Genomic DNA, 22,808 nt, shown 5'->3' with positions numbered 1-22,808 from the left:
AGGAGCCAACCATGACTCACGTCGAAACGCGCCTTTTCATCAACGGCGATTATGTCCCCGGCCAGGGCCAGACCGAAGCCGCCTGCGAACCCGGCAATGGCACGCTGATTGCCGACGTCGCCTCGGCCGCGCCCGACCAGGTCGACGCCGCTATCCTTGCCGCCAATGCCGCCTTCAAGTCCTGGCGCCGCACCACGCCCAAGGAGCGCAGCCGCGCCCTGCTGCGCATTGCTGACGCCATCGAAGCCAATTCGCTCACGCTCGGTGCGCTGGAATCCCGCAATTCCGGCAAGCCGCTGCGCTACGCCCAGAGCTTCGAGATCGCCAACGTCGCCGACGTCTTCCGCTATTTCGGCACCGCCATCCGCAATGTCCCCGGCACCGTTGCCAACGGCTATCGGTCCCCGAAACACCTGAGCATGCTCAAGCGCGATCCCATCGGCGTCATCGCCTCGATCGCGCCGTGGAACTATCCACTGCTAATGGCCGCCTGGAAGCTCGCCCCCGCCATCGCCGCCGGCAATACCGTCGTCATCAAGCCCTCCGAGAACACGCCGCTGAGCCTGCTCATGCTCGCCGGCATTCTCGCCGAATTCCTGCCGCCCGGCGTCGTCAATGTCGTGCTCGGCAACGGCCCCGATGTCGGCCAGCGCCTTATCACCCATCCGCTCGTGCGCATGATCTCGCTCACCGGCGACATCCGCACCGGCCGCGCCGTGTTGCAGGCCGCAGCCGGCGAAAGCATCAAGCGCACGCACCTAGAACTGGGCGGCAAGGCGCCGGTCATCGTCTGCGACGATGCCGATATCGACGTGCTGGTCGAAACGCTGCGCGAAGCCAGCTTCTACAATGCCGGCCAGGATTGCACCGCCGCCTGCCGCATCTTCGTGGACAAGTCTATCGCTCAGCTGGTGACCGACAGGCTCGCCGCCATGATCGAGACCATCCCCTTCGGCACCCCCGAGCGCGACGATGTCGAGTTCGGGCCGGTCATCACCGCCCGCCAGCGCGAGCGTATTGCCGGGTTCGTGGACCGCGCCCGCGCGTCGGGCGCCGATATCGTCACCGGTGGCAAGGCCCCCGACCAGGACGGCTTCTACTACGCCCCGACCCTCGTCGCCGCGCCGATCGATGCCGAGATCGTCCAGAAGGAAGTGTTCGGCCCCGTCGTGAGCATCACGCCCTTCGACACAGTCGAGACCGCAATCGAATGGGCCAATGCCTCCGAATACGGCCTCGCCTCCTCCGTCTGGTCGCGCAATGCCAACCGTGCCCTCGCCATGGCCGAAGCCCTCGAATACGGCGTCACCTGGGTCAATACCCACGGCGTCTTCGCGACCGAGATGCCCCATGGCGGCATGAAGAATTCCGGTTATGGCTCGGACCTCTCGATGCAGTCGCTGATCGACTACACGCAGGCCCGCCACATCATGATCGCGTCGTAACGGGGGCTTGAGCCAAGAGGTGCAGCAGCGCGCCAGAATATCTGATAGAGGTTCCGGCATGCGGATCCTCGACATGATGACACTGGTCGCGCTGGCCCGTCACCGGCACTTCGGCCGGACGGCGCTTGAGCTCAACACGACCCAGCCCGCCATCTCCGCACGTCTCGCCGCTCTCGAGCAGGAATTCGGCTGCAAGCTCATCCTGCGCGGCAATACCGGGTTCGGGCTCACGCCCGAGGGCGAGAAGGTGCTCAAGATCTTCGAGACCGTGCTACGCCAGATCGAAGGCCTCAAGCACGAACTGGCCGACGACCCGGCGCCCATTCTGGAAGTCATCCGCGTCGGCGCCATCGACACGATCTCCTCGACCTGGATGACCCATTTCGTGGAAGCCACGCACGCCGCCTTCCCGCATCTCAAGATCGAGCTCACCGTCGAGAGCACCAAGAACCTCGTCCAGGGCATGCATGACGGCGCCTATGACATGATCTTCGCGCTCGATCCTGCCATCGGCGAGGGCTTTCGCAGCTTCGTCTCCTGCGTCTTCCAGATGAGCTGGGCCGGCTCGCCCCGCCTCATCAACCCGGACAAGGTCTATAGCGTCGAGGAGCTTTCCCAGCTCCCCATCATCACTTTCCCCAAGGGCACGCCGCCCTATCGCATGGTGGCGCCCTATTTCCAGGACGAGCGCGTTCTCGCCTCCAAGCTCACCAGCTCGAATTCGCTCTATTCGATCATCAACCTGCTGATCGACGGCTTTGGCGTCGGTACCATTCCCACGGTCACCATCCATCGCGAGATCAAGATGGGCCTGCTGCACGCCCTCAACGTCTCCAAGCGCTTCCCGCCCATGCCGATCATCGCGACCTACCAGTCCTCGACCCACAACGATCTCATCCGCAGCGTCGTCGAGCAGTCGCGCGCCAGCGCCAAGGCCTATTGCGCCACCGTCGATCCGAGCATGGCCTGGGTCGACTGACCTACCGCCGGAACACCCCGACCAGTTCAACATGCGTCGACCAGGCGAACTGGTCCACCGGCACGACGCTTTCCAGCCGATAGCCCCCCGCGATGAGGATCGCCGCATCCCGCGCAAAGGTCTTGGGTTCGCACGAGACCCCGACGATGGTCTTGACCTTCCCTTTGGCCAGCTCCTTCGCTTGCGCCTCGGCTCCCGCACGCGGCGGGTCGAACACTATGGCGTCATAGCCACCCAGTTCGAACTGGGTCAGCGGCTCGCGGAACAGGTCGCGCACCTGCGCCGTCACTGCCTTGAGCCCCTGCGTATTGCGCACCGCCTTTTGCAGTGCAGCAATGCCCGGTTTGTCGCTGTCCGCCGCATAGACCTTGGCGATCTCGGCCATGCGCAGCGTGAACGGCCCGATGCCGCAGAAGAGATCGGCGACGGATTTGACCCTGGCCTTCGCCAAGGGCTCCAGCACGAGCCCCGCCAGCACGGTCTCTGCTTCTTCGGTGGCCTGCAAAAAACTGCCGACCGGCACGTCGACCATGGCCTTGCCCATCGCCACCGCCGGCACCTGGTTGAGCAGCAGCATTTCGCCATTGAGCGACAGCCGCCCAATGCGGAATTGCTGCGTGATCGGCGCCAGCCGCTCCGGCTTCGCCCGCGCCTTCTCGGCGCGAATGGCAACATCGAGCCCGGTGCGGGTGGCGGTAAAACTCACGTCGCACTCCCCGATCGCCTGCTGCAAGGCGCGGCAGATATCGGTGGCCTTTGCCAGGGCCGGCACCAGGATTGGGCAGCGGTCGAGATCGTGCACCTCGTGGCTGCGCGCCTGCATATAGCCCGAGCCCTCGCGGCGAGCATGGAGCGTCGCCCGCCGCCGCCCTGCGCCCTGGGCATCGATCAGCTCGCCCACGGGCGTATCGATCCCCACGCGCCGCAGCGCCGTTTCCACCAGCCCGCGCTTGAAGGTGCGATAGGTCTCGAGCCCCAGATGTTGAAGCTGACACCCGCCACAGGCGCCGAAATGCGGACAGAACGGCTCGATGCGATCTTCGCTCGCGGAAATCAGCCGCTCGAGCCGGGCGTGGTCGCCCGTTACATCCACCTCGGCGACTTCGCCCGGCAGCATGAACGGCACGAAGACCTTCTGACCCGCGACCTCGGCAATACCCTCGCCGCGTGCCCCCAGTCCCGAAATCGTAACCTCCGTCATCAGGGCCGGCTCACCGCTTCGAGCAGGCTCACCACCGATACGAACGGCACGCCGGCCCGCTCGGAAAGGCCTGAGGCGCAGGTCGAAACCGTCGAGATGCCGATCTTGCAATCGTCCGGAATGTCGTCCTTGGCAAAGCGCGTGGCATGGGCATTGAGCTCGGGGATGAAAAGCCCCTTGTCGCCCGCATAGCCACAGCAGGTGACCGAGGACAGCACCGCCACCCGCTCCGCCATCGCCGCCGCCAGCGCTTCTGTCGCCGACTGCTCCTTGAGCCGCTGCGCCGAGCAATTGTGATGCACTGCCACCACCGGCACCGGCCGCGTGATCTTGAGCCGCGGCAGCACCTCGGCCAGCAGGAATTCCGAAGAATCCAGCGCCTTGGCCTGCGCATGCTCCTTCATGTGCTTGGAGCAGGTCGATGCATCGGTGACGACCTGATAGGCCCCGCCATTGGAGAGCCTGGTCAGTTCCGCATCGAGCTTGCCGCCTACCCGCTCCGCCTCATCGGGAAAACCCTTGGAGAGGAACGGCTGGCCACAGCACTGGCCGTTGAGTCCGTCGGGAACGATGACGTTGAACCCGGCGCGCTTCAAAAGCGCAACCATGGCTTCGGTCGTCGGCAACAGGTCCAGATCGGTCTTGGGCGCCCCGAACATGCGCGATGGGCAGGCCGGGAAATAGACCACCGTATTGGCGTCCTGCTTGGCGATCGGCACCGGGAACCCGGTCTCCTTGGGGTTGTCCCGCAGATCGACGCTTTCCGCCTTGGGCGCACCCGGCCCCCGCAGCAGCGTCTCGGACACCCGCGGAATACGATTGCCCGAAATTTTTCGCGCCGCATCGGAAACCGCGTCGACGAAGCCATCGCCCACCACCTTGCGCGCCAGCGACTGCGCGCCCACGCCCAGCCGCATGAAGTTCTCGACCGCCCCGGTATGGTCGGCCACCCAATGGGCGATATTGTCCGCCGCTCCGCCACGCCGCTCGGCGCGCTGGCCCAAAATCATCGTGCCGGTCTCGATGCCCACCGGGCAGCGCAAGGAGCACAGATTACAGGCCGCGCAGGTATCGAGCCCCGGATAGACGAACTGCTCGTTGAGCGCTTCGAGCCGCGCCGGATCTTCGCCGCTGGCTGCCAGTCGCGCGCGTTCGCGCGTCACGGCGATGCGCTGGCGCGGCGAGAGCGTCATGCCCGCCGAGGGGCAGGCCGGCTCGCAGAAGCCGCATTCGATGCACATGTCCACCAGCGGATCGGCCAGCGGCATGGTCTTGAGGTTCTTGGTGTGAACCAGCGGGTCGGGGTTGATGAGCACCCCCGGATTGAGCAATTGCTCGGGGTCGAACAGCACCTTGATCCGGCTCATCAGCAGGTAGGCCTTGCGCCCCCATTCGCGCTCGACAAAGGCGGCAATGGCGCGGCCCGTGCCGTGCTCGGCCTTGAGCGAACCCTCATACTTGACCGAAACCAGTTCGGACAGAGCATGCGAGAACTCGTCGAACTTGGTGTCCGAACCGGGCTTGGAAAAGTCGTCGGCCATCTGGAAGTGGAGATTGCCGGCCAGCGCGTGGCCGAAAATCACCGCGTCTTCGTAGCCGTGGTCATCGAGGAGCTTGCGCAGGTCGATGACGAAATCGGCAAGCTTGTCGATGGGCGCCGCCACGTCCTCGGTGAGCATGGCCGTGCCCTTGGGGCGCGCCGCGCCGGCCGAGGTGAAGAAGCCCTTGCGGATGTCCCAGAGCGCCGCCGACTTATCGGCATCGGTCGAAAAATCGATATTGGTGGCGCCTTCGCTGGCGAGAATCGCCACGGCCTCGGCTACTTCCGCCTCGAGCGTCGCCGCATCGGGCGCGGTGACGTCGATGAGCACAGCCGGGGAATCCTCGGTGAGGTACGGCACGAGCGGCGCCATGGCCGGCAGATGGATCACCGTCTGCAGCGCGCGCCGCTCGATATATTCGGCCGCCGTCACGCCCGTCGTCACATGCACGCCGCCATTGGAAAGCTTGGTGATGGCGCGCGCGCACGAATAGGGATCGGGGAAGGGAACGAGCGCGGTCGACTTGAACCGATGCTCGGGCACGGTGTTGTAGGTGACTTCCGAAACGAAACCGAGCGTGCCTTCCGAACCGACGATCAGGTGAATGAGGATATCGATCGGATCGTGATAGTCGATCAGCGCATTGAGCGAATAGCCGACCGTATTCTTGATCCGGTATTTCCGCCGGATCAGCGCCACCAGTTCCTCGTCGGCCGTCACTTCGTGATGGAGGTCGTGGAGCGCGCTCAGGATATCCGGGCGCTGCTGGCGGAAAGCCTCGCGGCTCGCCTGATCGCCGGAGTCGAGCACGGTGCCGTCGGTCAGCATCACGCGCAGGCGCGCCATGGTGTGGTAGGTGTTCTGGGCAACGCCGCAGCACATGCCCGAGGAATTGTTGTTGACCACGCCGCCGATCTTGCAGGTGGCCTGGCTGGCCGGATCAGGCCCGATCTTGCGGTCGAAAGGCTTTAGCGCCTTGTTGGCATTGGCGACGATGATCGCCGGCCCCAGCGTGATCTGGTCGGCGCCCTCATGGATGCGCATCTTACGCCAGCCGTCGCCGAGCACGGCCAGCACATTGTCCGTCACCGCCTGCCCGGAAAGCGAGGTGCCCGCCGCGCGGAACGTCACCGACAGCCCTTCCGCCCGCGCTGCCTGCAGCACCGCCTGCACTTCCTCTTCGGTGTTGATAATCACCACCAGCGCCGGCACGAGGCGGTAGGAACTGGCGTCACCCGAATAGGCATAGGTGTAGAGCGGATCGATCATCAGCCGCTTGCGGTCGATGAGCGTTTCGAGGCGCCCCACCATGCGGCGCGCGGCTTGCTGCTTGTCAGATTCGATACGGGTAACGACGTTCACGGCCTAAATCCTAACCCCTCAACGGTCAGACCGGTGGTCTAGCACCAATTGGATAGGCAAGGCCAATGGAGTTGATTGCCCGAGCAGTCAAAAAGCGAAGGGCCCGGCAAGCCGGACCCTTCATCTGCGATCATGCTAGCGGACGCGTCCCGCCACTCGTCACTCGCCACCCACACTGCACTTCCCCGGACTTGATCCGGGGCCTGTTGCACCACTCCACTCGAGTGGAGCCATCCATGGGCCCCGGCCCTGCGGCCGAGGAAGTTCGGTGGTGGGGGAAGTTCAGTGGCTAGGCAAATCTGCCCCTAGAGATCCACGTCGTCCTTGCCGATCTCCTCGGCCGCCTTGCGCAGGATATCGGCGAGCCGACGCTGCTGCTCTTCGCCGCCGCGTACGGCGCGGGCGATGGCGGATTTGAGTTCCTTGCGGGCTTCGTTGACCTCGGGCAGCACGCCCGGAATGTCACGGTCGCGACCGCCGCGGGCTTCGAAATGCTCGCGCATTTCCTTGGCACGCTGGCCGGCTTTGGCGAGGAAATCGAGGGTCGAGGCGACAGCCTCGCGGTTCTCGCCGAGATAGGTACGGCCGTCCTCGGTGATCGTATAGGCCTTCTTGTTGCCCTCGACCGAAGAGGTCACGTAACCGGCTTCCTCGAGATAGGTCAGCGCCGGGTAGATGACGCCGGGGCTGGGCGAATAGAGGCCGCCCGACTTTTCCTCGATGGCCTTGATGAGATCGTAGCCGTGGCGCGGCTGCTCCTCGATGAGGAAGAGCGCGACGAGACGCAGGTCGCCCGAGGCGAGCATGCGGCCGATGCGGAAATTGTCGCCGAACCGGCCCCAATCCCCGCCGAAATCGCCGCCGAAGCCGCCGGGCCCGAACTTGCCGCCGCCAAAGCCGCGTCGACCCATGGCCTCGAAGCGCGCCCATGGGCCGCCATGACGCGGATCACGATGATGATGGTTATGCATATTGCTATCTCCGATATATCTTACGATTGCTCGCAAGATGGGGTCGTCAGCCCGTTCTGTCAAGATATATCGCAGAATGTGTTTTTCTGGCGAAGGCAGGCAACAAAAAACCCGGCCTTGCGACCGGGTTCTTCAAACTTCGAGCCTTGGAAGGCTGAGAGCTTATTCGCTCTTGTTCTCGGCAGCGGCGGCCTCGGCGGCAGCAGCGGCTTCGGCAGCTTCCTTGGCGGCGACTTCAGCAGCCAGGGCCTGGGCAGCGGCGACCTTCTCGGCCTCGCGCGCTTCCTTGGCGGCCTGGGCGGCGCTGCGCTCGTCGTCCTGGATCTTCTTGGTACGGGCGTTGGTCGATTCGAAGATACGAGCCGACTTACCGCGACGATCGCGCAGGTAGTAGAGCTTGGCGCGACGGACCTTACCGCGCTTCAGAACTTCGATGCGGTCGATATTGGGCGAGAGCACCGGGAACACGCGTTCCACGCCTTCGCCATAGGAAATCTTGCGAACGGTGAAGCTCTCGTTGAGGCCGCCGCCGGTACGGGCGATAACGACGCCTTCGTAAGCCTGGAGACGTTCCTTTTCGCCTTCGCGAACCTTCACCCACACCTTGACGGTATCGCCATGGGTGAATTCGGGAATGGAGCGCTTTGCGGCGAGGGCTTCGGCCTGCTCGATTTCGAGCTGTTCGATAATGTTGGTCATGATCCGCCTGATCTTTTCACAGGAGCGACTTTTGCGAGGCTTTTAGCCCCTCATCGCCCGGTCTTGGTTGCACGGAGGTTTTGTGTGAGCCGGCCTATAGAGCAGAACGGGCCGCGAGTCTAGGCTTTTCGGGCGTCGTCGACCCGCTCAGAGCCAGCCGGCCAGAACGCCCAGTCCGCCCGCTGCGAAGACCGCCCCTGCAACCTGCGCCAGCCCCTTGCCAAATCGGCCTGCCAGCCGTGCGCCACCCATCGCCGCGCCGATGCCGGCTGCATGCAGCAAAGCCGTCGCCACGACGAAGCCGAGCGCATATTCGATCCCGCTGGCGTCCGCCGGCATCTCGGCCCCGTGCGCATGGCCATGGAATACGGCAAAGACCCCCACCAGCGCCATCGCGCCGGCCACCGGCATCGGCCGCCCGAACGCCGCAGCTCCACCGATAACGATGCTCGAAAGCGCGATGCCCAGCTCGACAAACGGCAGCTCGACACCCGTCGCGCCCAGCCCGAAACCGACGACCATCATGCCGACAAAGGCCAGCGGCACCATCCAGAGCGCCCGCCCGCCGAGCACGAAGGCGAAGACGCCCACGGCCACCATGGCGAGAATGTGATCGAGCCCGCCGATCGGATGCATGAAGCCGTGGACCAGGCCCGATGCGTCGCCATGCCCGGTATGGGCCAGCGCCACCGAAGGCGTAAGGACGGCAACGAGAAAAACCAAAAGCGCACGCATGCTTGCTGCTCCCTGCGGGCTATGCCCGAAACTTCCCGCCATTGGCGACCCACTCGCCCATCAGTCATGTCAGGTCCCCTCGATCATTTCAACGGCCCCTGCGGGTATTTTGCCGCATGACAGCGCAGCGGAGTTGAGCTAAACAGCCGCCGTCGACAGGAGACGGTTTTGCGCCTCAGCGAACGGAAATTGCTGGCCAGGGATGTGCTGCGCGCCGTGTTGGTGCTCGCCCTCATCTGCCTCAATTTCTCGCACGGCACCGGCGTCGCCATCGCCTATACGCCGGACCTCGAGCCCTACGTCATGGCCGACGGCACCGTGCCGATCCTCTGCGCGCAGGACGCCAATGGCGACCAGGGCGACCATGTCCCCTGCCATGCCTGCCGCATCGGCTTCGATCTCGCCATCCCCCCTGCCCCGACCTGTGCCGAACCGGCCTTCCTGGCTGTCGCACGCATCTACTACGCGCCGGTCGAGCAGGCCTTCGCCCACGAGACCTACCGCCTCGCCCCAAGTGCGCGAGGCCCGCCTCTCGTCTGAATCCGTTTTGGTCTTTCCCTTTCCAATCCAGATTCAGGTATCAAGATGCATAAGCTTTCCTTTGGCGCCCTCGCTGGCGCAGCCCTCGTGCTTTCCACGGTCGGTTCGGCCTTTGCCCATGCCGGCATTTCGCCCGCGACTGCGGCCAACAACGCGACCGTCAAGGCCGTCGTCACCATCCCGCATGGCTGTGACGGGGCGGCCACCGATACGGTCTCGATCAAGCTCCCCGAGGGCTTCGTCAACGCCAAGCCCATGGCCAAGGCCGGCTGGCAGATCGCCATCACCAAGGGCGACTATTCCAGGGCTTACGACAATCACGGCACCCCTGTGACCTCGGGCGCTCTCGAAATCACCTGGAGCGGTGGTTCATTGCCCGATGACCAGTTCGACGAATTCACCGTCCAGGGCCAGTTCCAGGGCTTTGACGCCGAGACCCCCGCCCTCTTCATCACCACCCAGAAGTGCGGCGCCACCGAGGTGACCTGGAACGAGATCGCAGGTCCCGGCCAGAACCCGCATACCCTTGAACATCCCGCCCCCACCGTCACCGTCACCCCGGCGGCTGCTGGCGGCGAACACGACCACATGAATATGGGCGGCATGGACATGTCCGCGCCCGTGACCGTGGGCAATCTCGAGCTCACCGAACCCTTCGCCCGCGCCACGCTGCCCAACCAACCGGTCGGCGGCGGCTACGTGACCATCACCAACAAGGGTAGCGAGGCAGACCGCCTCGTCTCCGCCAGTTCGCCTGCCGCCGGCTCGGTCCAGGTGCACGAGATGAAGATGGAAGGCGACGTCATGAAGATGCGTGAGCTTCCCGATGGTGTCGAAATTCCGGCGGGGCAATCGGTCGCGTTGTCTCCGGGCGGCCTGCACCTGATGTTCATGAAGCTCAACGGCGCCTTCAAGGAAGGCGACGAAGTGCCGGTCACCCTGACCTTCGAGAAGGCGGGCCCGGTCGAAATCAAGCTCCCAGTCATGGCCGCCAGCGCTGACGCGCCGGCCCACGACCATATGAAGATGTAGGAGTCGAAATGGGAATGACCTTGCGCACTGTCCGCATCGGGCTCTGGGCGGCCGTGGTCGCCCTCGCGCTCATCGCCACCGCGGCCTATTTCCTGGTCAAGGTGCCCGGCACCGGCCAGGCCGGCACGTTCGGCGCCGGCACCTATAGCCTGGTGGATGGCAATGGCGGCCCGGTGACCGAAGCCAGCTTCAAGGGCGCGCCCTCGATGCTGTTCTTCGGCTATACCCACTGCCCCGACGTCTGCCCGACCACGCTCTCGGACATGGCCGCCTGGTTCGCCCAGCTCGGCGACGAGGGCCAGCCGCTCAAGGGCTATTTCGTCACCGTCGATCCCGAGCGCGACACGCCCGAGGTCATCAAGGACTACGTGGCCTCGGTCACCGACCGCGTCACCGGCATCACCGGCACGCCCGAGGAAATCGCCAAGATCCTCTCGGCCTGGCGCGTCTATTCCAAGAAGGTCCCCGGCGTCGATGGCGAATACACCATGGACCACACCGCCTCGGTGTTCCTGCTCAACTCCAAGGGCGAGTTCGAAGGCACCATCGCCTACCAGGAGTCTTCCACGGTCGCGATCGAGAAGCTGAAAAAGCTCCTCGCCAAGGGCTGAAACGCAAAGGGCAGCGACCACCCGGCCGCTGCCCTTCCCGTATCCTGAACCGGCGCGAGGAATTACTCCTCCAGCAGATCCGGCCGCCGCGCCTTGGTCAACTCCACGCTCCGCTCCCGGCGCCACTTGGCGATCTTGCCGTGATCCCCCGACGTGAGCACCGCCGGGATCTCGCGCCCCTCGAAGACCTGCGGCCGCGTATATTGCGGATACTCCAGCAGCCCGTTCTCGAAACTCTCATCGGCATGGCTGTCGGCTCCGCCGAGCACGCCCGGGATCAGCCGCACCACGGCCTCGAGCAGCACCATGGCCGCCACTTCCCCACCGGCGAGCACATAATCGCCTATCGAAATCTCTTCGAGCTGACGCGCCTCGATCACCCGTTGGTCGACGCCCTCGAACCGCCCGCAGACGATCACCGCCCCCGGCCCCAGCGCCAGTTCCCTGGCGCGCACCTGCGTCAGCGGCTTCCCACGCGGGCTCATGAGTATCTTAGGTCGCGGATCGCCCTCGGGCGCAATCACATCGATGGCAGCAGCCAGAATGTCTGGCTTGAGCACCATGCCCGCCCCGCCGCCGGACGGCGTATCGTCCACGGTGTGATGCCGGTCATGCGCGAAACTGCGCAATTGCGTGGCCTTGAGCGACCACAGGCCATCGGCCATGCCGCGCCCCAGCACCGAGGCCCCTAGCGGGCCCGGAAACAGGTCCGGAAACAGCGTGATGACATCGGCAGCAAAGCTCAATTGGGCTCCTCGGCCTCGCCCGGCCCGGTCTCGACCGGCGGCTCGATGACGAGATAGCCGTCCGCGATCCGCACCTCCGGCACGACCTGGCGCGTGAACGGGAAGAGGAACGTGTCCCCGCTCCGCCCGTCACGCACTTCGATGAGGTCGCTGGCCCCGAAATTGGGCACCGAAATCACTTCGCCGAGCACGCGCCCGTCGGTGAGCCGGGCTTCGAGCCCGATAAGGTCGGCATGGTAGAAATCGTCCTCGTCGTCGGTTTCGGGCAGGCGCGCGCGGTCGACATAGAGATCGACCCCGTTGAGCTTTTCCGCCTCGTTGCGGTCCGATACACCCTTGATGCGGGCGATGACGACGTTGCCCGATGAGCGGGCGGATGCGATCTCGATCCGCACGCCCGGCTTGTCGGTATCCAGCGGGCCGTAGCTGGCAATGGCCAGCGGCTCGCCGGTAAAGGGGGTTATGCGCACTTCGCCCTTGATGCCGTGGGCCGCACCGATGCGGCCCAGCAGCAGGCGGTTCTTGTCGTCCGCTTTGCCCCCAACCATGGCGGATTAGGCCGAGGCTTCTTCGGCGGCTTCGGCCGGAGCGTTCTTGGCTTCTTCGGCGGCGGCAGCGGCAGCAGCGCGGGCTTCGGCACGCTCGGTCGCCTTGGCGCCCGGCACGGCCTTTTCCGGGTTGTTGCGGGCTTCGCGCTTCAGGAGGCCCGCGGCGTCAAGGAAACGCTCGACGCGGTCGGTCGCCTGGGCGCCGACGGAGAGCCAATGCTGAGCGCGCTCGGTGTTCAGCACGATACGGTTCTCGGCATCCTTGTTGAGCAGCGGGTTGTAGGTGCCCAGCTTCTCGATGAAGCGGCCATCGCGCGGCGAACGGGCGTCGGCAACCACGATGTGGTAGAACGGGCGCTTCTTGGTACCGGCGCGGGCGAGGCGAATCTTGAGGGCCATGGTTACTCCTGAATCTGGCTTTGTCTGTTTCGCGTTGGGTTATTTCTTTTTCGGCACGAAGCCGCCACCCAAACCCGGAAGGTTAGGGAAGCGCGAGGCGCCGCCAAGTCCGGGCAATCCGCTGCCCGAACCCGATTTGAGGAGCTTGCCGACATCGGTCGGCAGCTTGTCGGAAATGTCGCCCGGCAGCTGCTGCGGGATCGACTTGGGGTCGATGCCGGCGCGCCGCGCCATTTCCTCGATCTGCTTGGGGTCCATCTTGGAGATGTCGGGCATCTGGCCAAGACCGGGCATCATGCCGCCCATCTTGCCGCCGAACATCCCGGCGAGCGAGCCGAGGCCGCCCTTGGAGACCTTCTTCATCATGTCCGCCATCTGGCGGTGCTGCTTCATGAGCTTGTTGACTTCGGAGACCTCGACGCCCGCGCCGGCGGCAATGCGCTTGCGGCGAGAGGCGTTGAGAAGGTCGGGATTGGCCCGTTCCTTCCTGGTCATGGAATTGATGACGGCGACCTGACGATCGAAAATCTTCTCGTCGATATTGGCGCCTGCCATGGCTTTCTTGAGCTGGCCGACACCGGGCATCATGCCCATCAGCCCGCCCATGCCGCCCATCTTCTTCATCTGCAGCAGCTGGCCGCGAAGGTCTTCGAGGTCGAACTGACCCTTCTTGAGCTTCTTGGCCATCTTCTGCGCGTCTTCGGCAGAGACGGTTTCGGCGGCCTTCTCGACGAGCGAGACGATGTCGCCCATCCCGAGGATGCGGTCGGCGATGCGCGAGGGATAAAAGTCCTCGAGCGCATCCATCTTTTCGCCGGTGGCGATGAGCTTGATCGGCTTGCCCGTCGCCGCGCGCATCGAGAGCGCCGCGCCGCCACGGCCATCGCCGTCGACGCGTGTGAGCACGATACCGGTGAGATCGACCCGCTGGTCGAACGAGCGGGCGAGATTGATGGCGTCCTGGCCGGTCAGCGCATCGGCGACCAGCAACACTTCATGAGGATCGGAAACCGCCTTGATCTCGGCGGTCTCGGCCATGAGTTCTTCATCGATATGCGTGCGGCCCGCCGTATCGAGCATGAGCACGTCATAGCCGCCGAGCTTGCCCTCGCGGGCGGCGCGCCGGGCGATCTGCACCGGCGTTTCGCTCGGCACGATCGGCAGCGTATCGACGCCGATCTGCGTACCGAGCACGCGCAACTGCTCCATCGCGGCCGGACGGCGCGTATCGAGCGAGGCCATCAGAACTTTCTTGTTCTGCTTGTCCTTGAGGCGCTTTGCGATCTTGGCGGTGGTGGTGGTCTTGCCCGAGCCCTGGAGGCCCACCATCAGGATGGTCGCCGGCGGCGTCGTGGCCGTATCGAGCGGCACGGCGGTTTCGCCCAGCACGCGCACCAGCTCGTCGTGAACGATCTTGACGACCTGCTGGCCCGGGGTCACCGAGCGGGTCACTTCCACGCCGACGGCGCGCTCGCGCACCTGCTCGACGAGGGCACGGACCACTTCGAGCGAAACGTCAGCCTCGATCAGCGCGCGGCGAACTTCGCGCAGCGCTTCGTTGACGTCGTTCTCGGAGAGCGCGCCACGGCCCCGCAGGCCATCGAAGATTTTCCCTAAGCGGTCGCTTAGACTTTCAAACATGCTCTTTGGTCCTTTCTTCGTGGGCGGGCCACGAAGATATGGGTAATCCCGTCCAAAACCAAAATACACCCGTGGGCGCAACGCGCTGACGGGTGGTGACCGCCTGCCTCCCGGGCAGACTAGTGGCTCGAATTCAGGTCTTGGTCCTGAGATCGCGGGCCTTATAGGCGCGAAGGGGCATCCGAGTCAATTCATGCGCGGCAAATCCGGCCCGTTCGGCCCTCCCGCCTTGCCGATATCGGTCCGCCACCCGGTTAACCTCTTGTCCTCCCGGCCATGCTATTGACGATGCAGCAATTTCCACCGAAGGGCCGCCGATTGTCCGTCCAGTCGCTCCGATCCCAGCCGCAGGGCGCCGCAAGCGCCCCCGCTCCGGTCGTCGTCCACGGCAGCCTTGCCGAGGCGGAAGCGGATTGGCGCGCAATCGAAGCCACCGGCATCCTCACGCCCTACCAGCGCTATGACTGGATCAGGGCGCTCCTCGAGTCCGGCCTCGAACGCGAAGGCCGCATCGCCATCGTCGTCGTCCATGACGACGCTCGCCCGGTAGCCCTGCTGCCACTGATCGTCGAACGCCGCTCCGGCTTTTCGATCGCCCGGTTCCTCGGCTCCGACATTTCCAACAGCGACTGGCTGGCCTTCGTCCCCGGCACCGATATCTCGCCCGAATGGCTGGGCTGGGTCCTCGATGAAGTGCGCGAGCTGGTCGGCACGCTCGATCTCGTCTGCCTCTTCAACCAGCCGCGCCAATGGGCCGGCCGGCCCAACCCCGTCCTCGCGGTCGCCGCCGATCCCGGCCCCAACAATCTCTATACCGCCACCATCGGCCCGACCCCGGTGCCCTATATCGAGCACCGCCTGACCCACAAGCGCCGCGGCAACATCAAGCGCGGCGAGCGGCGGCTCGAGGAAATGCTGGGCAAGGTGGAACTGCGCCGCATCACCACATCCGACGAACTCGACCGTGTCCACGCCGCCTTCCTCGCCCAGCGCGGCGAACGCTTCGACCAGATGGGCGTCGGCAACCTCTTTGCGGAAGCAAGCTTCGTGCGCTTCTTCAAGCACCTTGCCACCGAGGGCTTCACGGAAGAGCACCCCGCCCTCTGCTTCCACGCCCTCTACGCAGGCGAGGACATCGTCGCCACCACCTGTGGCGCCTTCGCGGGCCGCCACTATTCCCAATATATCAACTCGACCGCCAGCGGCCCGGCCGCCAAATACAGCCTGATGAGCATCCTCGTCGCCAGGCTCATGGACGAACTCACCACGTCGGGTATCGAGACCTTCGACATGGGCATCGGCGATTTCGACTACAAACAGGATTGGACGGCGCCCGAGCCGCTCTTCGACACCCTCATCCCCCTGACCCCCGCCGGCCACCTCGCCGCCCTCGGGCTCAAGGCCAGCCAGGGTGCCAAGCGCGCCATCAAGCAGAACCCCAGGCTCTGGAACCTCGCCCAATCCATCCGCAAGATGCTGCACAACCTGCGCAGGCGCTGACGAAAAAGGCGGCCAAAAGGCCGCCCGACTGCTTTCCGCACCGACTTATTCACCCCGCATTCTCCCCACCCGCCGCACTCTCCCCACCCCCGCACTTCCCCGGGCGAAGACCCGGGGCCCACGGATGACTCAACTCGAACGGGAAGGTGCAATAGGCCCCGGATCAAGTCCGGGGAAGTCCAGTGGTGGTGGCAAGGCCGTGCCGAGGCAACTCGACAGGCAGAGCCCCCAGCCCTCACATCCCCGTCTTCTTCTTGTCCCGATAATAATAATTCGCGTCCTTGCCGAGCACGAGCGACCGGATCACCCGGCGCAGCGACTCGCTCTTGCGCAGCGGCGCCGCAATCCCCGCCATGACGCGGAACGCGCCGAGCTTGACCGCATCCCAGCCCGGCGACGTGCCCGGCGCCTTCTGCGGAAAGCCACGATCGCGCAGCATGGAATTGGCGACGTAAAGATCGTTGCGGCGCTTCACCACCGCCGTCTTCCAGGTGATCGCCACCGAAATCGAATAGGTGTCGGACGTGCGCACCCAATGCGGCCAGATATAGGGCACGAACACGCCCTCGCCCGGCAGCAGCCGGTTATGCATGCCGCGCGCCTCGAAGCTTTCGTCGAACTTGAGGTTGCGGTGCTTGGTGATGGCGTGCTCGATCTGGTCTTCCGTGGCGATCGAGCGGTCTTCGTTGTCATAGATGTTGAAGAACTTCTCGCCATGCACCTGGATGAAGAAATTGTCTTCGCTGTCGAGGTGGAAGGGCGTGGTCGAACCCGGCGAGGACACGAAGAGGAAGCCCTGGATATCGGTGAACCCGGCCTCGGTGAGGCTGCGATGGCCCTGCGCCCGCGCCACCGACATCAGCGCCTCTTCGAGCAGCGCCCGGTAGGAGGGGTGAATCTCGACGCGCTTGAGCACCATCCAGGCGCCCGCCGTCTCGATCTTCTGCACCACGTCCTCGGGCGAAAGATCCACCAGCGGCGTGCTCGTCGGGTCCTGACTTACCGCCGCCTTGCCCGAATTGTATTCGATCCGGTCGCGCGGCAATTGCTTGACGAGGTCGAGAATGGCCGGAAGCGTCAGGCGCGGATCGTCGACGAAGCCGTGGCGGATGCGGAAGGGTTTTAGCGGAAAGAGGTTGGCGAACGCGGAGTCGTCGGCGCTCAGAACCTCGGCATTCATGACCTTGTTCATTGGCGTTTTTCCCTCAAAGACTTGAAATGTCTGAAAATGCGCTTGGCCTGCTCCCGCGCCGCCCGGCGCAGGCGCAACAGGAGGATCAACCCGCCGGCCAGCGGATCGCTGGCGCGCAGCGGCACCAGCATGTCGGCGACACGCAGGCGCTCACGCCAGATATGGTCGATCATCGGATGGCCGGCATCGGCGGTGGAATCGGCGAAGGTAATCATCTCGTCGGCACAGAGCTGGCGGGTGAGTTCGAGCGTCAGCTGCACGCCGGGGGAGAACCGCGACAGCTTTTCGTCATAGGCGATCTTGAAGAAGAACGCCGTCCGGCCTTGCCGCATGACGAGACCCGAGGCGATGGCGCGCCCGTCGAGCGTCAGCTCCAGCACCTCGAAGGCGCCGCGCCGACCCAGACCCTGCGCCATGGCCCGCACGAAGGCGGCGTCACCGGCGTCCTGCCCCAGCCCGGTACCGCTCTTGCCCTTCCAGCCCGAGGCTTCGAGCACGAGGAACCGCTCCAGCGCCGCCGCGATCTCGTCGGGCATCCGCGCCAGCGCAAAGGCGACCGTGCCTTCGTCGTCGAGCCGGTTGCGCAGCCGCCGCAATTCCTTGAGCTTCTTGCCGCCCATCGCGTCGCGCAGATAGGTCTCGGCATCCTGGCTGGCATCGAGCGCTGCGCGTTCGTGCGTTTCGAGACAGACCGGGCGAATGCCGCGCCTCTCGAGAACCGCGAGCAGCGCCTTGCCCGCCGCGCCGTCGAGCGGCAAGGCCGGCAGGTCCAGCAGCCGCGCGCCGCTCGCCGCGACCGCGTCCAGCAGGGCTTCGGCGGCCGCCAGCGGCTCATCGGCAGCGAGCAGCGGCGCCGTCAGCGGCGAATAGGGTTGCCTGGCGACGAGGACCGGCAGCGGCAGGCGAAACGCCGCGCTGGCCCAGACCACCGGCAGCAGCGCCACCAGCCGCCCGCCGGCGCGCGCCAGCAGCGCCTTGCCCCCGCCGCCCGAAGCGGCAAGCGAGAAAGCGGCCCGGCTATAGGCCGGATCGAAAAAGGCATTGGTTTCGAGGGCGCGGTCGGCCAGCGCCTCCCACTCGGCCACCGGCACGTCTTCAATTGAAGCAAGACACGACGGCGCCTCGCCCGCGACCGACAACGGCGCAGCGAACGGATCGGCGATTTCGGCGCTCATGACGCCGCCCCTTCGCCGCAACCCGGGATAAAATCGGGAACCCAAACCATGGCCGGACCATAGCGGTTTCCCTGTGCCTGCGGGGGTTTGCCTCGTGAACTGGTTAAGCCGCACCTAAGCGTCCCCGCGACAACAGCAACCCCGCCATGACGGCACCGAGGCTGGCAATTGCACGCTGTTTCCGCCATATAGAGGCTCAAGCTAAGCAACGAGGCCAAAGTGAGCGGCACTCCGTTTTTGAAGATGAACGGTCTGGGCAACGAGATCCTGGTCGTGGACATGCGCGATGGCGCTGCCACCATGACCGGCGCTGTCGCGCGCGCCGTCGCCGGCGAGGATCGCACCGCCTTCGAGCAGATGATGGTGGTCTATCCCCCGCGCGCCGACGGCACCGAGGCCTATATCAAGATCTTCAACAATGACGGCTCGGTCGCCGGCGCCTGCGGCAATGGCACGCGCTGCGTCGCCCATTTCCTCAACCGCGCCACCGGCAAGGACCACATGACGGTCGAGACCGATGGGGGCCTGCTCGAAATCTTCAATGCCGGCGGCGATCTCATCACCGTCGACATGGGCAAGCCGCGCTTTGGCTGGGACCAGATTCCGCTGGCCGAGGAATTCGCCGACACCACCGGCATCGAGCTCCAGATCGGCCCCATCGACGCGCCCGTCCTGCACACGCCGTCCGTCGTCAATGTCGGCAATCCGCATGCCATCTTCTGGGTGGACCGCGATCCCGACACCTACGAACTCGACCGCTTCGGCCCGCTGCTCGAAAACCACCCGATCTTCCCCGAGCGCGCCAATATCTCGCTCGCCCAGGTGCTGGCGCCCGACCGCATCAAGGTGCGCGTCTGGGAGCGGGGCGCGGGCCTGACGCTGGCCTGCGGCACCGCCGCCTGCGCCGTCGGCGTCGCCGCCGCCCGCAAGGGCCTTGCCGACCGCAAGGTCACCATCGAACTCCCCGGCGGCCCGCTCGGCATCGAGTGGCGCGCCGACGACCATATCCTGATGACCGGGCCCTGGACGCTCGAATGGGAAGGCACGCTTCCCGAAAACCTTCTGCCGGGCCGGGCCGCATGAGCATCGAAACCCTCACCTTCGGCTGCCGCCTCAATGCCTATGAATCCGAGGTCATGAAGGCCGAGGCCGAAAAGGCCGGGCTGTCGGACGCCATCATCATCAATACCTGCGCGGTGACCTCCGAGGCCGTGCGCCAGGCCAAGCAGGCCGTGCGCAAGGCTCGCCGCGACCACCCTGACGCCAAGATCATCGTCACCGGCTGCGCCGCCCAGACCGAGGCCCGCGCCTTCGGCGACATGGCGGAAGTCGACCTCGTCATCGGCAATGCCGACAAGATGAAGGCCGAGAGCTATAAGCCCATGGTTTTCGGCATGCAGCTCAACGACAAGGTGCAGGTCAACGACATCATGAGTGTCCGCGAGACTGCCGGGCACCTCATCGAAGGCATGGATGGCCGCGCCCGCGCCTTCGTCCAGGTCCAGAACGGCTGCGATCACCGCTGCACCTTCTGCATCATCCCCTATGGCCGCGGCCCCTCGCGCTCGGTGCCCATGGGCCTCGTCGTCGACCAGATCAAGCGCCTCGTCCATAACGGCTATGGCGAGATCGTGCTCACCGGCGTCGACATCACTTCCTATGGCCCCGACCTCCCCGGCACGCCGACCCTGGGCAAGCTGGTGCAATCGATCCTGCGCCATGTCCCCGACCTGCCGCGCCTCAGGATTTCTTCCATCGATTCCATCGAGGCCGACGACGCGCTCTATGATGCCATAGCGTCCGACAAGCGCCTGATGCCGCACCTCCATCTCTCGCTCCAGTCCGGCGACGACATGATCTTGAAGCGCATGAAGCGCCGGCACCTGCGCGCCGATGCGCTCCATATCGTGGACAAGCTGCGCGCGCTCCGCCCCGAAATGGTCTTCGGCGCCGATATCATCGCCGGCTTCCCCACCGAAACCGACGAGATGTTCGAAAACACCCTCCGCATCGTTTCGGAAGCCGATCTCACCTATCTCCACGTCTTCCCCTATAGCCCGCGCCCCGGCACGCCTGCCGCGCGCATGCCGCAGGTGGACAAGCGTATCGCTCGCGACCGCGCCGCCCTGCTGCGCGCCGAAGGCGAAAAGCAGTTCCGCAAGCTCGCCGCCTCCCGCGTCGGCAAGATCGAAAGCGTGCTGGTCGAACGCGATGGCCTGGGCCGCACCGAGCAGTTCATGCCCGTTGCCGTGCCCGGCGCCGAACCCGGCCAGATCGTCCCGGTCCGCATCACCAGGGCGTCGGTCGATGGCCTTGTCGGGGACGCCGTGAGGTCCGCCGCATGAGCGAGACCAAAAAACCCGGCTTTTTCGGCCGCCTCTTCGGCCGCGGCAACCAGCCCCAGCCGCAGGCGGACGCCGAAACCGAAGACGCCCTCAAGCGCGCCACCGGAGAAGTCGCCACCTCCACCGACGAACTCGACGCCTTCCGCGAGCGCCGCGAGACCGAGGAAGCGCAGGCCGAGACCGACCGCGAGGCGGCCGAGGCTCTGCCGCCCGAGCCCGCTACCGAGGGGCCCCCTCCCGCGCCGCCGGCTCCGCCCGAGGCCATCGCCCCGGTCGAGCTGACCCCGGCCACCGCCACGCCCATTCCCGAGCCGGCCGAGGAGTCCCCCGCGCCGCCGCCCGCACCCGAACCTGCGCCCGCTCCCGAAGAGGAAGAGCGCCCGTTTCCGCCCGGCCCACCCGAAACCACGCTCGATTACGTCGAGGACGTACAGGAAGCCGAGCAGGCTGCCGCGCCCGCGCCGGTCGCCGAACCACCCGCCGCCACCCCGCGCCAAAGCTGGTTCCAGCGCCTCACCTCGGGCCTCAAGCGCTCCTCCGACCAGATCACCGGCGGCATCACCTCGGTCTTCACCAAGCGCAAGCTCGATGCGGCGACGCTCGACGAGCTCGAAGACGTGCTGCTGCAGGCCGACCTCGGCATGGACACCACCAGCGCCATCGTCGAGACCCTGCGCCGCGACCGCTTCGACAAGGACATTTCGGGCGATGACGTCCGCGCCGTCCTCTCCGAGGAAGTCGGCAAGGCGCTCGCCCCCGTGGCCCAGCCGCTGGTCATCGACAAGGCCCAAAAACCCTTCGTCATCCTCATGGTCGGGGTCAACGGCTCGGGCAAGACTACCACTATCGGCAAGCTGGCCCAGAAACTGGCCGCCGAGGGCCGCACCGTCATGCTCGCGGCCGGCGACACTTTCCGCGCCGCCGCTATCGAGCAGCTCGAAATCTGGGGCCGCCGTACCGGCGCGCCGGTCGTCACCAAGCCCGCCGGCTCGGATGCCTCTGGCCTCGCCTTCGATGCGGTGACCCGCGCCAGGGAAGAGGGCAAGGATGTCCTCATCATCGATACGGCCGGGCGCCTGCAGAACCGCGATGAGCTGATGAGCGAGCTCGAAAAGATCGTGCGCGTCATCAGGAAGGTCGATCCGACCGCTCCTCACGCGGTTTTGCTCACGCTCGACGCCACCACCGGCCAGAACGCCCTTAATCAGGTCGAAATCTTCGGCAAACGTGCGGGGGTCACGGGTCTGGTGATGACCAAGCTTGACGGCACCGCGCGCGGGGGCATCCTTGTCGCCATCGCGCGGCGCTTCGGCCTGCCCGTGCATTTCATCGGCGTCGGCGAGGGTGTGGACGACCTCCAGCCCTTCAAGGCGTCGGAATTCGCAGCGGCCATTGCCGGCAAGGACGAAGCATAATGACCACCGAGAACACCAAGCCCGAAGCCAAGGCGGCCGAGCCCAACTGGGACGAACTGCGTCCCCAGCTCACCAAGCTCGCCTTGGAACTGGGCCCGCTCGTGGTTTTCTTCGTCGCCAATGCCCGCGCCGACATCTTCGCGGCCACCGCCTGGTTCATGGGTGCGATGGCAGTCTCTCTCCTGCTTTCCTGGCTGCTCCTGCGCAAGATCGCGGTGATGCCGCTCGTTACCGGCGTCGTAGTCCTCGTCTTCGGCGGCCTCACCCTCTGGCTCCAGGACGACACCTTCATCAAGATGAAGCCCACCATCACCAACTCGCTCTTCGCGGTGGTGCTCCTGGGCGGCCTCCTCTTCAAGCAATCCCTGCTCAAATACGTCTTCGGCGAAGTCTACAAGCTCAAGCCCGAAGGCTGGACCATCATGACGCTCCGCTGGGGCCTCTTCTTCGTCGTCATGGCCGTCCTCAACGAACTCATCTGGCGCAACTTCTCCACCGATCTCTGGGTCAGCTTCAAGGTCTGGGCCACCATGCCCATCACCGTGGTCTTCACCATGTTCCAGCTCCCGCTGCTGCAGAAATACGCGCTCGAACCGGAACAGCCCCCGAAGACGGCCTAGACCGGATTCCTCCCACCGCAAACGTACCGACCGCCGGCACGATCACGCCAGCAGGTCTCCCTCCCCCTTGCGGGGAGGGGACAGGGGTGGGGGTGAGCAAGCGGGCGCGGA

General features: G+C 65.5%; 21 protein-coding genes. 10 read left to right on the top strand and 11 right to left on the bottom strand.

The window, feature by feature from the left end; all coding sequences use genetic code 11:
- Nucleotides 1–11 precede the first annotated feature (11 nt).
- Together JNE37_RS10250 and JNE37_RS10245 are read left to right on the top strand one after the other, a co-directional pair.
- Complete coding sequence (locus JNE37_RS10250) at nt 12–1,445, top strand: aminobutyraldehyde dehydrogenase (protein WP_203066168.1); 1,434 nt, start codon at nt 12–14, stop codon at nt 1,443–1,445.
- 73 nt (nt 1,446–1,518) lie between these two features.
- On the top strand, nt 1,519–2,424 hold the full coding sequence (locus JNE37_RS10245) for a LysR family transcriptional regulator (RefSeq protein ID WP_246513612.1): 906 nt from the start codon (nt 1,519–1,521) through the stop codon (nt 2,422–2,424).
- Between the two features lies 1 nt (nt 2,425).
- Here the strand turns inward: JNE37_RS10245 and JNE37_RS10240 are convergent, their stop codons facing one another.
- The 5 genes from JNE37_RS10240 to JNE37_RS10220 all read right to left on the bottom strand — a co-directional run bounded on the left by JNE37_RS10240 (nt 2,426) and on the right by JNE37_RS10220 (nt 8,933).
- Nucleotides 2,426–3,625, bottom strand: a complete 1,200-nt coding sequence (locus JNE37_RS10240; protein ID WP_343073233.1) for a class I SAM-dependent RNA methyltransferase — start codon at nt 3,623–3,625, stop codon at nt 2,426–2,428.
- Nucleotides 3,625–6,528 carry an FAD-binding and (Fe-S)-binding domain-containing protein gene (locus tag JNE37_RS10235; protein WP_203066166.1) on the bottom strand — a complete coding sequence of 968 codons (2,904 nt, stop codon included), beginning with the start codon at nt 6,526–6,528 and terminating at the stop codon, nt 3,625–3,627. The genes JNE37_RS10240 and JNE37_RS10235 overlap by 1 nt, the downstream gene beginning before the upstream one ends.
- Nucleotides 6,529–6,833: 305 nt before the next feature.
- Entirely contained in the window at nt 6,834–7,499 is a 666-nt protein-coding gene (locus tag JNE37_RS10230) for a PadR family transcriptional regulator (protein WP_182399162.1), read from the bottom strand.
- Between the two features lie 162 nt (nt 7,500–7,661).
- On the bottom strand, nt 7,662–8,198 hold the full coding sequence (gene rplS, locus JNE37_RS10225) for a 50S ribosomal protein L19 (protein WP_035038050.1): 537 nt from the start codon (nt 8,196–8,198) through the stop codon (nt 7,662–7,664).
- A gap of 147 nt (nt 8,199–8,345) precedes the next feature.
- Nucleotides 8,346–8,933: a HupE/UreJ family protein gene (locus JNE37_RS10220; protein ID WP_203066165.1), complete on the bottom strand. Its 588-nt coding sequence runs from the start codon at nt 8,931–8,933 to the stop codon at nt 8,346–8,348.
- Between the two features lie 168 nt (nt 8,934–9,101).
- On the opposite strand from JNE37_RS10220, the gene JNE37_RS10215 reads away from it, so the two are divergent.
- From JNE37_RS10215 to JNE37_RS10205, 3 genes are read left to right on the top strand one after another with little or no spacing between them, the layout of a single operon-like run.
- Nucleotides 9,102–9,473 (top strand): hypothetical protein, encoded by a 372-nt coding sequence (locus JNE37_RS10215; protein WP_203066164.1) that lies wholly within the window; start codon nt 9,102–9,104, stop codon nt 9,471–9,473.
- A 45-nt stretch (nt 9,474–9,518) separates the two neighbouring features.
- Complete coding sequence (locus JNE37_RS10210) at nt 9,519–10,505, top strand: copper chaperone PCu(A)C domain-containing protein (protein ID WP_203066163.1); 987 nt, start codon at nt 9,519–9,521, stop codon at nt 10,503–10,505.
- Between the two features lie 20 nt (nt 10,506–10,525).
- Nucleotides 10,526–11,116 carry an SCO family protein gene (locus tag JNE37_RS10205; RefSeq protein WP_035096041.1) on the top strand — a complete coding sequence of 197 codons (591 nt, stop codon included), beginning with the start codon at nt 10,526–10,528 and terminating at the stop codon, nt 11,114–11,116.
- Between the two features lie 62 nt (nt 11,117–11,178).
- Here the strand turns inward: JNE37_RS10205 and trmD are convergent, their stop codons facing one another.
- Genes trmD through ffh form a run of 4 tightly spaced genes read right to left on the bottom strand, consistent with a single transcriptional unit; the run spans nt 11,179 to nt 14,450 of the window.
- Nucleotides 11,179–11,862, bottom strand: a complete 684-nt coding sequence (gene trmD / locus JNE37_RS10200; protein WP_203066162.1) for a tRNA (guanosine(37)-N1)-methyltransferase TrmD — start codon at nt 11,860–11,862, stop codon at nt 11,179–11,181.
- Nucleotides 11,859–12,410, bottom strand: a complete 552-nt coding sequence (gene rimM, locus JNE37_RS10195) for a ribosome maturation factor RimM (protein ID WP_203066161.1) — start codon at nt 12,408–12,410, stop codon at nt 11,859–11,861. Before rimM ends, trmD begins: the two co-directional genes overlap by 4 nt.
- A gap of 6 nt (nt 12,411–12,416) precedes the next feature.
- Nucleotides 12,417–12,809: a 30S ribosomal protein S16 gene (rpsP, locus tag JNE37_RS10190; RefSeq protein WP_035038064.1), complete on the bottom strand. Its 393-nt coding sequence runs from the start codon at nt 12,807–12,809 to the stop codon at nt 12,417–12,419.
- Between the two features lie 39 nt (nt 12,810–12,848).
- Nucleotides 12,849–14,450, bottom strand: coding sequence for a signal recognition particle protein (gene ffh, locus JNE37_RS10185; protein WP_203066160.1), 1,602 nt, complete (start codon nt 14,448–14,450; stop codon nt 12,849–12,851).
- Between the two features lie 318 nt (nt 14,451–14,768).
- On the opposite strand from ffh, the gene JNE37_RS10180 reads away from it, so the two are divergent.
- Nucleotides 14,769–15,950 (top strand): GNAT family N-acetyltransferase, encoded by a 1,182-nt coding sequence (locus tag JNE37_RS10180; RefSeq protein ID WP_203066159.1) that lies wholly within the window; start codon nt 14,769–14,771, stop codon nt 15,948–15,950.
- Nucleotides 15,951–16,185: 235 nt separating this feature from the next.
- Here the strand turns inward: JNE37_RS10180 and JNE37_RS10175 are convergent, their stop codons facing one another.
- Together JNE37_RS10175 and JNE37_RS10170 are read right to left on the bottom strand one after the other, a co-directional pair.
- Nucleotides 16,186–17,142, bottom strand: coding sequence for a cupin-like domain-containing protein (locus tag JNE37_RS10175; RefSeq protein WP_203066158.1), 957 nt, complete (start codon nt 17,140–17,142; stop codon nt 16,186–16,188).
- The gene (locus tag JNE37_RS10170; RefSeq protein WP_203066157.1) at nt 17,139–18,317 is read right to left on the bottom strand and encodes a GNAT family N-acetyltransferase; all 1,179 of its coding nucleotides are present in this window, start codon (nt 18,315–18,317) and stop codon (nt 17,139–17,141) included. The genes JNE37_RS10175 and JNE37_RS10170 overlap by 4 nt, the downstream gene beginning before the upstream one ends.
- 243 nt (nt 18,318–18,560) lie before the next feature.
- Here JNE37_RS10170 and dapF point away from each other — a divergent pair, with 243 nt between their 5' ends.
- From dapF to JNE37_RS10150, 4 genes are read left to right on the top strand one after another with little or no spacing between them, the layout of a single operon-like run.
- The gene (gene dapF, locus JNE37_RS10165; RefSeq protein WP_203066366.1) at nt 18,561–19,400 is read left to right on the top strand and encodes a diaminopimelate epimerase; all 840 of its coding nucleotides are present in this window, start codon (nt 18,561–18,563) and stop codon (nt 19,398–19,400) included.
- Nucleotides 19,397–20,662 (top strand): tRNA (N(6)-L-threonylcarbamoyladenosine(37)-C(2))-methylthiotransferase MtaB, encoded by a 1,266-nt coding sequence (mtaB, locus tag JNE37_RS10160; protein ID WP_203066156.1) that lies wholly within the window; start codon nt 19,397–19,399, stop codon nt 20,660–20,662. The genes dapF and mtaB overlap by 4 nt, the downstream gene beginning before the upstream one ends.
- Entirely contained in the window at nt 20,659–22,077 is a 1,419-nt protein-coding gene (gene ftsY / locus JNE37_RS10155; RefSeq protein ID WP_203066155.1) for a signal recognition particle-docking protein FtsY, read from the top strand. Before mtaB ends, ftsY begins: the two co-directional genes overlap by 4 nt.
- On the top strand, nt 22,077–22,697 hold the full coding sequence (locus JNE37_RS10150; RefSeq protein WP_035038085.1) for a septation protein A: 621 nt from the start codon (nt 22,077–22,079) through the stop codon (nt 22,695–22,697). The genes ftsY and JNE37_RS10150 overlap by 1 nt, the downstream gene beginning before the upstream one ends.
- The last annotated feature ends 111 nt before the right edge of the window (nt 22,698–22,808 follow it).

Source organism: Paradevosia shaoguanensis (genome assembly GCF_016801025.1).
Taxonomy (GTDB): domain Bacteria; phylum Pseudomonadota; class Alphaproteobacteria; order Rhizobiales; family Devosiaceae; genus Paradevosia; species Paradevosia shaoguanensis.
This window is presented reverse-complemented; position numbering and strand designations above follow the sequence as displayed.

Coding starts and splice junctions, on each gene's coding strand:
- rpsP (WP_035038064.1), bottom strand. CDS start 12,809: ATGGCCCTCAAGATTCGCCTCGCCCGCGCCGGTACCAAGAAGCGCCCG.
- JNE37_RS10170 (WP_203066157.1), bottom strand. CDS start 18,317: ATGAGCGCCGAAATCGCCGATCCGTTCGCTGCGCCGTTGTCGGTCGCG.
- dapF (WP_203066366.1), top strand. CDS start 18,561: ATGAACGGTCTGGGCAACGAGATCCTGGTCGTGGACATGCGCGATGGC.
- JNE37_RS10240 (WP_343073233.1), bottom strand. CDS start 3,625: ATGACGGAGGTTACGATTTCGGGACTGGGGGCACGCGGCGAGGGTATT.
- JNE37_RS10245 (WP_246513612.1), top strand. CDS start 1,519: ATGATGACACTGGTCGCGCTGGCCCGTCACCGGCACTTCGGCCGGACG.
- JNE37_RS10230 (WP_182399162.1), bottom strand. CDS start 7,499: ATGCATAACCATCATCATCGTGATCCGCGTCATGGCGGCCCATGGGCG.
- rplS (WP_035038050.1), bottom strand. CDS start 8,198: ATGACCAACATTATCGAACAGCTCGAAATCGAGCAGGCCGAAGCCCTC.
- JNE37_RS10175 (WP_203066158.1), bottom strand. CDS start 17,142: ATGAACAAGGTCATGAATGCCGAGGTTCTGAGCGCCGACGACTCCGCG.
- JNE37_RS10250 (WP_203066168.1), top strand. CDS start 12: ATGACTCACGTCGAAACGCGCCTTTTCATCAACGGCGATTATGTCCCC.
- JNE37_RS10150 (WP_035038085.1), top strand. CDS start 22,077: ATGACCACCGAGAACACCAAGCCCGAAGCCAAGGCGGCCGAGCCCAAC.
- ftsY (WP_203066155.1), top strand. CDS start 20,659: ATGAGCGAGACCAAAAAACCCGGCTTTTTCGGCCGCCTCTTCGGCCGC.
- rimM (WP_203066161.1), bottom strand. CDS start 12,410: ATGGTTGGGGGCAAAGCGGACGACAAGAACCGCCTGCTGCTGGGCCGC.
- JNE37_RS10210 (WP_203066163.1), top strand. CDS start 9,519: ATGCATAAGCTTTCCTTTGGCGCCCTCGCTGGCGCAGCCCTCGTGCTT.
- JNE37_RS10220 (WP_203066165.1), bottom strand. CDS start 8,933: ATGCGTGCGCTTTTGGTTTTTCTCGTTGCCGTCCTTACGCCTTCGGTG.
- mtaB (WP_203066156.1), top strand. CDS start 19,397: ATGAGCATCGAAACCCTCACCTTCGGCTGCCGCCTCAATGCCTATGAA.
- ffh (WP_203066160.1), bottom strand. CDS start 14,450: ATGTTTGAAAGTCTAAGCGACCGCTTAGGGAAAATCTTCGATGGCCTG.